Genomic DNA, 11,888 nt, shown 5'->3' with positions numbered 1-11,888 from the left:
GAGGAACGACGAAGCAATCTTTCCTGCTGACGATTATTGCAAGAAAGATTGCTTCCCGGAAATCGGGGCGGGCTGTCGGCTGAAAAAGCCTTCTCGCAATGACTGACTTTTGTTTGAAGAGGCCAGCCATAAAAATCATCACATAAAAAAAAAGCTACCCTTTTCAGGATAGCTTTTCAATATATGTTTTGTTGTTGTTATTCTTCAGAATAGGTGATTTTGTTCACATGTTTATCGATTTCCCATCTTCCTGTACCTTCTTCGCCGATAACTTCGAACAATTCTAACGCTCTGCGTGCTTTATATTCCTCTTCGCGTTGCTCTTTCAAGAACCAGTTCAAAAATTCCATGGTTACAAAATCCTGTTCTTTATGGCATTTTGCTGCAAGGTTTTTAAAACTTTGGGTAATGGCGATTTCTGCTTCCAAAGCATCTTCGAAAACCTCTCTAAATCCGGCGAAGTCGGTTTTAATACCTGTTACTTCCGGAGAGATAGCGTTTCCGCCCATATCAAGTACGTATTTGAACAATTTTAACTGATGTACTCTTTCTTCTTCAGACTGTTTTAAAAAATAATCTGCAGAAAAATCGAAGCCATTTTGGTCGCACCAAGATGACATTGCTAAATATAGTGATGAAGAGTGGGCCTCTTTTTTGATTTGCTGATTTAATAATGTTTCGATATCCTCAGATATTAAACATTTGATACGCATTAGATCTTTCATGTTTCTGTACTTTAATAACAATACAAATGTAAAGCGAATTTGTTCACTATTTTAATTTATTTGCTATATGAAATTAGTCTAAATTGCTGATAATTAGTTATTTGTAATCAGTTTAAATAAGATGGAAGAATGTAATATGGACGATGGAAAATGGAGGGATAACGCGAAACGGATAGTGGTTGAGGATCAGTGGTATAGTTTACGGTTTTCAGTTAACAGTTGGCAATTTTCAATAATAGATGGCCAATGATCAATATTCAATGATCAATAACGACCGTTTTAATGGTTAAGTACAAAACGCTAGCTCCTTTAAAGAATGCGTAGTCGAAGGATCTTTTATAGTGGGAAATACATCAAATAGATTTCTCCATTCCACTGCGTTCCATCCGATAGTTATAGGATCGAAATGACGATCGGGGGTAAGGAGTATGTTGTGTTACAATTAACCCCCTGAGCGTAGTTGAAGGATAAACAATTAACCGATTAACCATTTTGAGTTTAGCCAATCATTTTGACCATTAAGAAGTTAAGAAAATTAAGGTTTTAGTGGTTTTTATAATAATCCATGTATTACATCTTCCACCTCACATCAAACATTTTCCATCATTAATAAACCAACCTATAAAGGCAGTCGCTGATCATGTGGTTAAGTTTAAACATGGTAAAAGTACCCTGCAAAAGATCTCTTAATGCCAGGATTTCTAATGCGCTTAATAAATAGATATGTTCACAACCGTTAAAGGTAACCAGTTCGAAATCGGCTTTGTGGGTATTTAAAAGAAGTGCCTCGATATCGATATTCTCGACAACGGTTTTCAGTTTCTGAAGTGACAGGCAGTTAAAGCGTGCAAACTTGCCGCCAAAATCTACATAAAAGCAATTTAATTTATCTGATTGATAAATAGAACCATAGGTATTTGAGAATACGTTAACCAGTTCGTTAATATCGATACACGCTTTTTCCATCGATACAAAAATTGGTATTATTTAGATTAAATACAAATAAAAATGTAAATAAATTTTAATGAGCACTTAACGCATGGCGTTTGGCAATAACTATTTGATATTAAAAATCATGTGATGGTATGTTCCGCCCATAAACTCCTTTTCGTTTTGCGTAACAAAGTCCATATTCTGGTAAAGTTTAAATGCGCCTTCATTATCTTGTTCTACCAAAAGTGCGATGGTGACGTGGCCAAGTGTTTTGCCCCAGTTGATGCCTGCCCTGATTAATTGTTTACCAATTCCTCTTCCCTGGGCTTTAGGATCTACGCTAATGCTATCGAGGTAGAATTCGCCACTTTGGGTTTCTGTACCTTGGTTATTGTTGTTTGCCCCGTAATGTTTTTCCAGATAGTTAAGGAATGGTTTGCGTAATGCTAAAATCTTTGCGCCGTCATAAGCATTGATGGAGCCTAAAATCTTGCCATTTTCTTCAAAAACCAAAGTGTTTTCGTAGCTATATTGGTTTCCCGCTTCCTTAAAGAAATGGATAAAGATTTCTTTGATTATCTCCTCGTCTTCAACATTGGTAAGTTTGTTTGCCAGTCGCCCCATGGCCTGTATAATCAAAGGCACTACTTCCGGAGCATCAGCAGGTTTGGCCGGTCTGATCATTTAAATGTCGCTTAAATTAAAAGTTTCGGCCACGCGGATCCCTTTTTCCGTTCTTTGTAAGGTGCAGCACTCATTAATGGGATCGTGTTCGAGGTATAATATGTAGTTATTGTTAACTGCTTCTTCTAAAAAGGCCTGTTTTTCGGTCAATGTTTTTAAAGGGAACATATCATAAGCCATCACGTAGGGTAGGGGGAGATGACCAACCGAAGGCAAAAGATCGGCCATATATACGATGGTTTTTCCTTTGTAGTTTATTTTTGGCAGCATCATGGCATCGGTATGGCCATAAGCAAAGCTGATGCTGATATTTTTCTGCCATTCGATGTTTTCCTGCTCTTTAATAAATTTAAGCTGACCGCTTTCCTGTATCGGCAGGATATTTTCTTTTAAAAATGAAGCCTTTTCCCTTGCATTCGGCTCAACAGCCCATTGCCAGTGTTTTTCGTTGCTCCAGTAGTTTGCATTTTTAAAGGCAGGTTTTAGTTTGTCATTTTCCCGAACAATTGCCCCGCCCACATGATCGAAGTGTAAGTGTGTAAGGAATACGTCGGTAATATCGGCGGTACTGAAGCCCAGTTGCGCCAGCGATTTTTCCATCGAATCGTCGCCATGGAGATAATAATGGCTAAAAAACTTTTCATCCTGTTTATTGCCTATTCCGGTATCCACCAAAACTAGCTGATTGCCTTCTTCGATCAATAAACAGCGCATGGCCCAGGTACAGAGGTTATTGGCATCGGCCGGGTTGGTTTTTTGCCAGATGGCTTTAGGCACAACGCCGAACATGGCACCGCCATCGAGTTTAAAAAAGCCTGTGTTTATGGTGTGAAGCTTCATTGATGTAAGATGTAAAAGGTAAAATGGATGATGTAACAGGGCTAAAATAAGAAAACCCTTTAGAACTAACTAAAGGGTTTTTGTAATAATATTGGTTTTACTGATGGTTTTGCCTTAAGCCTTCCACCTTTGAACCTTCTACCTTATAAGTGGATCACTTCTCCGTAAGCATCAGCAGCGGCTTCCATAATGGCTTCGCTCATGGTTGGGTGAGGGTGAACAGATTTGATCATTTCGTGACCGGTGGTTTCCAGTTTACGTGCCACAACAATTTCGGCAATCATTTCGGTAACGTTGGCTCCGATCATGTGTGCGCCTAATAATTCGCCGTATTTAGCATCAAAAATTAATTTGATAAAACCGTCTTTAGCTCCCGCAGCACTTGCTTTACCCGAAGCAGAGAATGGGAATTTACCGATTTTCAATTCGTAACCCGCTGCTTTAGCTGCTTTTTCGGTATAACCTACTGAAGCAATTTCAGGTGTGCAATAGGTACATCCAGGGATGTTGTTGTAATCTAAAGGCTCAGCATGTTGACCAGCGATTTTTTCTACACAGATAATACCTTCTGCAGATGCAACGTGTGCCAAGGCTTGTCCGCCAACCACATCACCAATGGCATAATAACCTTTAACCGAAGTGTTATAGAATTCATCAGTAACGATTTTGCCTTTTTCGGTTTTGATACCTACCTCTTCTAAACCAATGTTTTCGATGTTGGCCACAATACCTGCTGCTGATAATACGATATCGGCTTCGATGGTTTGCATGCCCGATGCTGTTTTAACAGAAACTTTACAGCCTGCACCACTTGTATCAACCGATTCAACACTAGCTGAAGTCATTACATCGATACCTGTTTTTTTCAGACTGCGCAATAATTGTTTAGATACGTCTTCATCCTCTACCGGAACAACGTTTTCCATAAACTCTACGATGGTTACTTTAGTACCCATTGTAGCATAAAAATAGGCAAACTCTACACCGATGGCGCCAGAACCTACTACTACCATGCTTTTTGGCAATTCAGGAAGTACCATTGCCTGGCGGTAGCCGATAATTTTTTTGCCATCCTGTTTAAGGTTAGGCAATTCTCTTGAACGTGCACCGGTAGCGATGATGATATTTTTAGCACTTAATTCCTGTTGGGAACCATCAGCACCTTTAACTTCCAGTTTGTTTCCCGGTTTTACTTTACCGGTTCCCATAATCACGTCAATTTTATTTTTTTTCATCAAAAACTGAACGCCTTTGCTCATGCCATCGGCAACGCCACGGCTGCGTTTTACCACAGCAGCAAAATCTGCGGTAGCACCTGCAGTAGTAATTCCGTAATCGGCAGCATGATTAATATATTCGAAAACCTGAGCACTTTTTAAAAGTGCCTTAGTAGGGATACAGCCCCAGTTTAAACAAATACCACCTAATGATTCACGCTCTACAATGGCAACTTTAAGTCCCAATTGTGAAGCTCTGATTGCAGCTACATAGCCACCAGGGCCGCTGCCTAAAACAATAACGTCGTAATTCATCTGTTTTTTTTAATTTGTCTTTTATCTGTTCAGACGGAGCTTACCATAATCAATAAGAGATTTGACTATGGATGGTTCATATCTATATTAAAGAGATTTGTTTCTTAATTGTTCTGTATTAACATGGTAATGTTTCCATTCTTTCAAATATTGAAAGATTAAATCTTTCCGATTACCTTAATCAAGGGGAGTTATCCCCTTAATAATCGCTCAAAACTAAAAAAAAAATGTCAATTGAATAGGGCAATATTAAGATCGCCTTTAAAAATTACAATGGATGAATATTGTTTTGCCTGTTCTGTGTTGAAATATCGTTTACAAATGGAGTGTTTTGCAAAATAATATATGGGCTAAGTAACAAAAAGTTAAATAACCGGGATGTTTAGGGTTTGAAAAATGTTGTTAATATGTATTATTTGAAAAATACCAATGTTAACTTAAGTTTTCTGCATAAATTATAATCAACTGTGAGTTTCGTTGTTAAAAATTTAGTTTTATAAACAATGTATTGATAAAGTGAAAGTTATAATTGTTATGATATGTGTTAAATGTTGAAAAATTATGACCGACTTAATAATTATTTAACATTGGATGTTAAAATGTGTTAAATTTTATTAGGACATTTGCAGCAATAAAATCCCTATTAGATTATTATTCAACAACAAAAAACATTTAAAAAACAAAGTATGAAGAAATCTTTACTTTTAAGATTAGTACTGGTTATTGTTGCATTTGTAGGTATTACTTTCGGTGCTAATGCACAGGTAACTACATCATCAATGACAGGAACCATTAAGGACGCCAAAGGTGCCTTACCTGGTGCAAGTGTTAAAGCAACACATACTCCAACAGGTACAGTGTATTCGGTATCAACAAACAACGACGGCCGTTTTAGCATGGCGAACATGAGAGTTGGTGGACCTTACACCGTGGAAATCAGTTTTATTGGTTATAAACCAGAAAAAATTACTGATATCTTTTTGAAATTAGGTGAGCCATTTGCATTAAACCTAATTCTTAGTGATAACAGTAGTCAACTTAACGAAGTTGTTATTGCAGGTACGAAAGATCCTTTACTAAATAGTAAAAGAACAGGCGCTGCTACAACAGTTACAAAAGAGCAACTTCAGACTTTGCCAACTTTAAGCAGAAGTATCAACGATTTTACAAGATTAACCCCACAGGCTAATGGTAATTCTTTTGCTGGTTCAAACAGTAAGTACAATAGCTTAACAATTGATGGTGCAGTAAATAATGATGTTTTTGGTTTAACTAGTTCAGGCTTGCCGGGTGGTCAGGCAAATGCTCAACCTATATCATTAGATGCTATTCAAGAGATTCAAGTTGTACTTGCTCCATATGATGTATCATATGGTAATTTTACAGGTGGAGGTATCAACGCAGTTACGAGATCTGGATCAAACACTGTTGAAGGATCTGCATGGTTTTACGGTAGAAATGAAAAACTTGTTGGTAAAAATTTTCTTGGTGAGAAAGCAACGAGTTTTTATAATACAAACTATGGTCTTCGTTTAGGTGCGCCGATTGTTAAAGATAAACTATTCTTATTTGTAACCGGAGAGCAGACAAGGATCAAAACACCTACATTATTAAATGCAGGAGATGCAGGAGCAATCATGACATCAGCTGAAGCTCAAACTTTAGCGAACTATGTTAATACCAAATATGGTTATGATATTGGTGCAGCAGGAGAAATTGGTGCTAAGACTCAAAGTGATAAAATCTTCGCTCGTTTAGATTGGAATATTAACAGCAAACACCAACTAACGTTGCGTCACAACTATATCAAAGCATTTGATGATAATATTAGCAGGACTAACACTTCATTTCGTTTAGGTAATAATGCTTACCGATTTAACAATAATCAAAATGTAAGTGTTTTAGAATTAAGATCACAGTTTAATTCAAATTTATCTAATAACTTGATTATAGGTTATTCTAGAATCCGAGATTCGCGTCAGACTTCTGGATCTTTATTCCCTCAGGTTGAAATCCAAAATTGGGGAGGTGTGTCAGGTAAAACTGTACAATTTGGATCAGAGAGAAGTTCTACTCAAAATCAGTTAGATCAAGATATTGTTGAGTTTACTGATAATTTAAAGCTTTTAGCTGGAAATCATACTTTTACTTTAGGAACACATAATGAATTTTTCAAATTCAGAAACTTGTTTGTGAGTAACTACAATGGTCGTTATCGTTTTACTTCTCTTCAGAATTTTTATGATAATAAGCCAAATAATATTGATATAACTTATCCAATCGCTTCAGGTGAATTACCAGCAGCAAAATTTAAAGCTGCTCAATTGGGTTTCTATTTTCAAGACGAAATCCAAGTTGACCAAAGCTTTAGGTTAACAGCTGGCTTACGTGTTGATGTGCCAATCTTTAATGACAAACCAGCAAACAATGCAGCGGTAGCAGCTTCATTTCCTGGTTATGGAACAAGTAATATTCCAAGTGGTCAAATTTTAGTTTCTCCACGTGTTGGTTTTAACTGGGATTTAACCGGAAATCGTTCATTGCAATTACGTGGTGGAGCAGGTTTATTTACTGGTCGCGCACCATTTGTATGGTTCTCAAATCAGTATGGAAATACTGGTCTAGATTATAAAAGTATTGTTTTATCTGGAACAACAGCTAATAATGCAGGTTTTCAACCTGATGTTACCAAGCAATCTACTGTTGGTGCAGCAGGGAGTACATATCCAATTAATTTAATGAGCCCTGATTTTAAAATTCCTCAGGTATTCCGTACAAATTTAGCTTTGGATATGAAATTACCAGCCGGAATCGTTGGAACTTTAGAAGGAATTTATAGCAAAACAGTTAATAATATTCTATATAAAGATCTTAATATTAAGCCATCAGTGGCAAACATTAATCCATCACTTACTGGTGGTGCAGATACTCGCCCATTTTATGGATCGAAAGTTAGCACAACATACGCACCGGGTGCATATTTATTGGATAACACAAGAAAAGGAGATTCATATAGCTTAACAGCTCAATTAAGTAAATCATTCTCAGGCGGCTTATTTGCTTCGACTGCCTATACTTATGGTAAATCAAAAGATATAAACTCTGGAGCAAGTAGTGTTGCACAATCTAACTGGGAATTTGTTCAAATTGTTAACGATCCAAATAATCCTGATTTAGTATATTCAAACTTTGATATCCGTCATAGAATTATTGGTACATTAGGTTATACAATTAATTATGGTAAAAGCAAATCGAGCGGAACTACTCTTTCTCTATTTTACGTAGGAAATTCTGGATCCCCTTTTACATACTTATATAATGGTGATTTAAATGGAGATGGTGCATTCTCAAACGATCTGTTATATGTACCTAGAACTATTAATGACATTAAATTGGTAAGCCTTACAACTGGAGGACAAACTTTCACTCCAGCGCAACAATGGGCTGCTTTAGATGCTTATATTAACAATGACCCTTATTTAAGTAAAAAAAGAGGTCAATATACAGAACGTAATGGTGCAAGATTACCTTGGCAGCATCAGTTCGATTTTAGAATCATGCAAGATATAGGTACAATGATTGGAAGTACCAAGAATAGATTGCAAGTATCTTTTGATATTATTAATGTGGGTAATTTATTGAATAAAAACTGGGGCCGTCAATATTTTGTTAGCAACGGAGCATATCAGTTAATTAGCTACAGTAGTTCAAATGGAGGAGGTTATACATTTTCTCCAAATACACCTTCAACTCCGCTTTCTGAGTCTTTCTCTTCAAGATGGCAAGGACAACTTGGTGTTAGATACTTATTTAACTAATTTACTTAATAAAAATAAAGAAGCCTCAACTGAAAAGTTGGGGTTTCTTTGTTTTTGAGTATAATATTTCTTGCTTTTGTGTAATAAACCAACTACTTCATGTAAAAAAATAAAGGCTTCAGCACTTGGTGCTTATTTTTAATTCGGAAAACAAAAAATCTATGAAACGCACGCTCTCTCTGAAAATATCCCTTTTCACCAATTAGATGATCAATGTGCTGCTATAAGCAGTTCACCCTCCAAATCTAATTACATTCCTAAACTTTTCGTGCTTTTATAGTAAATCATCCATGTTTTACCTAATGATTAAACCGATATGAAATAAAATTTTAAAAACATCTAAACATGAAAAAAATCTATTACGCTATTGCAGTGCTTATCATTTTTATGAGCGCCTGTAAAAAAGAAACTTCTGTTAAGGAAGAACACTCGCAAGATAATCCCGGAAAAGTAATTACTTATCATTTAAAGAATGGTGGGCGGGTTACCGCTCAAATTAACAGCAGAGGAGAATATGTTGTTGGAGGTGACGTTATTTTATCAAAAGATCAAATTGCTTATTTAGAGTATAATAAAGTTGGCGATGGTAAAACAACCACGCCAAGAAGTACTTTTACTTCAGATTTTCTAAGATTATGGCCAAATGGCGTTGTATATTACACGGTAAACGATCCTACCAATGCTTCTATTATTGCATCTGCTATAACTCATTGGGAAGCGAATACTCCTGTACGCTTTGTGCAGCGAACAGATCAGCCTAATTATGTTGATTTTTCCGGACAGCCATCGCAGGGCGCAGGTTCATCTGCACTGGGGATGATTGGCGGTAGACAGGATATTAAGATGGTTAACAATTCTGACTTTGGAACTGCAGTACATGAAATTGGACACGCTATTGGTTTAATGCACGAGCAAACAAGAGCAGACAGAGACCAATATATTAATGTAAGCAATAACATTAATTCACAATGGGAGTCGCAATATGAGATTTTTGATGCAGGTACGGGATTCCAGATTGGAGTTTTCGACTTTAGTTCCGTAATGTTATATCGCTCTTATGCTGTTGAAGCTAGTAAATCAGGGAATACAACCCCTCAAATGACAAGAAAGGATGGAACAACATGGGGAACAAGTAACTTTCTTTCACCAGGCGATGTTCATGGCGTAAATTATTTATATAAAAAACTGTATATCAAAAAAGAGTTTGTGAATATCAGTAATGAACAACAATCTGATGGGTCATATTCGTCTCAGAATGCCTGTTATTTTAAGTTTTATTCAGATGAGAATTTTACTACACCTGTTGTACTAAGCTCTTATGTGAAGGTTGTTTATTGGATTCAGACTAAACAGCTAGTTAGAAGTAATGTTGTAGATAACTACACTATGCAATATGAGAAATTATTAACTCCAGGAAATAATAGTTATTTTATAGCTACTTATGATACTAATATTACTGTAGATTACGGCCTAGAAAGTGGTGTTATAAATGAGATGACTAGTATAGGAACAAATAACCCTAATCATTATATCTCTTTTTAGTAAGATTAAACTGCAATTAAAAAGGGGCTGAAATTTTATTTCAGCCCCTTTTTCAATATGTTTTATTTCTTAATTATAAACAAAAGTTCCTTTTTCACTTTCAATCGTTACCTGTTTCTGATCGCCTTTTTCTACATGGCCAATCACCTGTGCATCGATATTAAAACTTTTTGATATTTCGATAATGCTATCGGCAATTTCCTGCGGCACGTAAAGCTCCATTCTGTGCCCCATATTAAATACTTTGTACATTTCCTTCCAATCGGTACCTGATTGCTCCTGTATCAGCTTAAACAGCGGCGGAACAGGGAATAAATTGTTCTTGATCACATGGATATCCTCATTGATGAAGTGAAGTACTTTGGTTTGTGCACCACCACTGCAATGTACAATACCATCAATCTGGCCGGCGTGTTTTTCTAAAATCTTTTTAATTACGGGTGCATAGGTACGGGTAGGAGAGAGTACCAGTTTACCAACGGTTATTTTACCGTGACCTTCAATTTCGATTTCATCGGTAAGTTGTTTCTGGCCAGAGAAAACAAGGTCAAAAGGTACTGCAGGATCGAAACTTTCGGGGTAGGTATTGGCAACAGTTTTTTCAAAAACATCGTGGCGGGCAGAAGTTAATCCATTTGAGCCCATACCACCATTGTATTCGGTTTCGTAGGTTGCTTGTCCGTATGAAGCCAGGGCTACAATAACGTTGCCTGCTTTAATGCTATCGTTGCTGATAATCTCTTCGCGCTTTAAGCGGCAGGTTACGGTAGAATCAACGATAATGGTTCTAACGAGGTCGCCAACATCAGCGGTTTCGCCACCGGTTGAGTAGATAGAAATGCCCTGTTCGCGTAGATCGGCCAAAATTTCTTCTGTTCCGTTAATTACTGCGGCAATTACTTCACCCGGGATCAGGTTTTTGTTGCGGCCGATGGTTGAGGATAAAAGGATGTTATCGGTAGCGCCTACGCATATTAAATCGTCGATATTCATGATGATGGCATCCTGTGCAATGCCTTTCCATACCGAGATATCGCTGGTTTCTTTCCAGTATACGTAAGCTAAAGAAGATTTGGTGCCGGCACCATCTGCATGCATGATATTGCAGTATGTTTCATCACCACCTAAAATATCGGGGATGATTTTGCAGAACGCTTTAGGGAAAATTCCTTTGTCGATGTTTTTGATGGCATTGTGCACATCTTCTTTTGAGGCAGAAACGCCACGCTGATTGTACCTATTATCACTCATGTTGCCGCAAAGATAGCGATTAGAGGTGGAAGGTGGAAGGGAAATTAGTCCAAAGTCCTTAGTCGGTAGTCTTTAGGCGAGAATCAGTTTGCAGTTTTCAATTGGCAGTTTACAGTATTAAGGAACTAATGATCAAAAACCAATAATCAATGATCAAAAGCGACCGTTTTTTAAGCTTATCTTTCGCCGAGAGTTGTGATCCTGAAAGCAATGAAGAATCTTTTGAAATGAGAAATATAGGAAATAGATCTCTCCGTTCCGCTACGCTCTAGTCGAGATGACGCCTTGTGAAGAGGAAGGGGCAACAATTGGTTACCACTGAGCCAATGATCAAATGGACATTTTATATTAGATCCTGAAATAAATTCAGGATGATGGATCGTGGTAAAGGACGATAAAAAGAAGTTGCAATTAGAGTTAATCATTTTTGTTATCCTGAGCGTAGTCGAAGGATTTTTTGAAATGGGAAATAGAGAAAGTAGATCTCTCCATTACACTGCGTTTCAGTCGAGATGACGCCCTGGTTAGGACGGAAAATATATGAAATAGATTTCTTCGTTTCA

8 protein-coding genes are annotated in these 11,888 nt (G+C 37.1%); 2 read left to right on the top strand and 6 right to left on the bottom strand.

What is annotated here, in order from left to right; genetic code table 11:
* Positions 1-197: 197 nt before the first annotated feature.
* The 5 genes from B2V92_RS24495 to lpdA all read right to left on the bottom strand — a co-directional run bounded on the left by B2V92_RS24495 (position 198) and on the right by lpdA (position 4,714).
* Positions 198-725 carry a ferritin gene (locus B2V92_RS24495; RefSeq protein ID WP_293313053.1) on the bottom strand — a complete coding sequence of 176 codons (528 nt, stop codon included), beginning with the start codon at positions 723-725 and terminating at the stop codon, positions 198-200.
* 606 nt (positions 726-1,331) lie between these two features.
* A complete protein-coding gene (locus tag B2V92_RS24490; RefSeq protein ID WP_293313051.1) occupies positions 1,332-1,691 on the bottom strand; it encodes a hypothetical protein in 360 nt (119 codons plus the stop codon).
* A gap of 90 nt (positions 1,692-1,781) precedes the next feature.
* Positions 1,782-2,342: a GNAT family N-acetyltransferase gene (locus B2V92_RS24485; RefSeq protein ID WP_293313049.1), complete on the bottom strand. Its 561-nt coding sequence runs from the start codon at positions 2,340-2,342 to the stop codon at positions 1,782-1,784.
* Positions 2,343-3,182 carry an MBL fold metallo-hydrolase gene (locus B2V92_RS24480; protein ID WP_293313047.1) on the bottom strand — a complete coding sequence of 280 codons (840 nt, stop codon included), beginning with the start codon at positions 3,180-3,182 and terminating at the stop codon, positions 2,343-2,345.
* 143 nt (positions 3,183-3,325) lie between these two features.
* A complete protein-coding gene (lpdA, locus tag B2V92_RS24475) occupies positions 3,326-4,714 on the bottom strand; it encodes a dihydrolipoyl dehydrogenase (RefSeq protein WP_113952004.1) in 1,389 nt (462 codons plus the stop codon).
* A 686-nt stretch (positions 4,715-5,400) separates the two neighbouring features.
* Between lpdA and B2V92_RS24470 the strand changes: the two genes are divergently transcribed.
* A complete protein-coding gene (locus tag B2V92_RS24470; RefSeq protein ID WP_293313044.1) occupies positions 5,401-8,532 on the top strand; it encodes a TonB-dependent receptor in 3,132 nt (1,043 codons plus the stop codon).
* 345 nt (positions 8,533-8,877) lie between these two features.
* A complete protein-coding gene (locus B2V92_RS24465; protein ID WP_293313042.1) occupies positions 8,878-10,074 on the top strand; it encodes a M12 family metallopeptidase in 1,197 nt (398 codons plus the stop codon).
* A 69-nt stretch (positions 10,075-10,143) separates the two neighbouring features.
* Here B2V92_RS24465 and B2V92_RS24460 read toward each other — a convergent pair whose 3' ends face one another.
* Positions 10,144-11,325 carry an AIR synthase related protein gene (locus B2V92_RS24460; RefSeq protein WP_293313041.1) on the bottom strand — a complete coding sequence of 394 codons (1,182 nt, stop codon included), beginning with the start codon at positions 11,323-11,325 and terminating at the stop codon, positions 10,144-10,146.
* Positions 11,326-11,888 lie beyond the last annotated feature (563 nt).

Source organism: Pedobacter sp. UBA5917, assembly GCF_002432345.1.
Taxonomy (GTDB): domain Bacteria; phylum Bacteroidota; class Bacteroidia; order Sphingobacteriales; family Sphingobacteriaceae; genus Pedobacter.
Note: the sequence above shows the minus strand (reverse complement) of the source record. Positions and strands in the feature narration are given on the sequence as shown.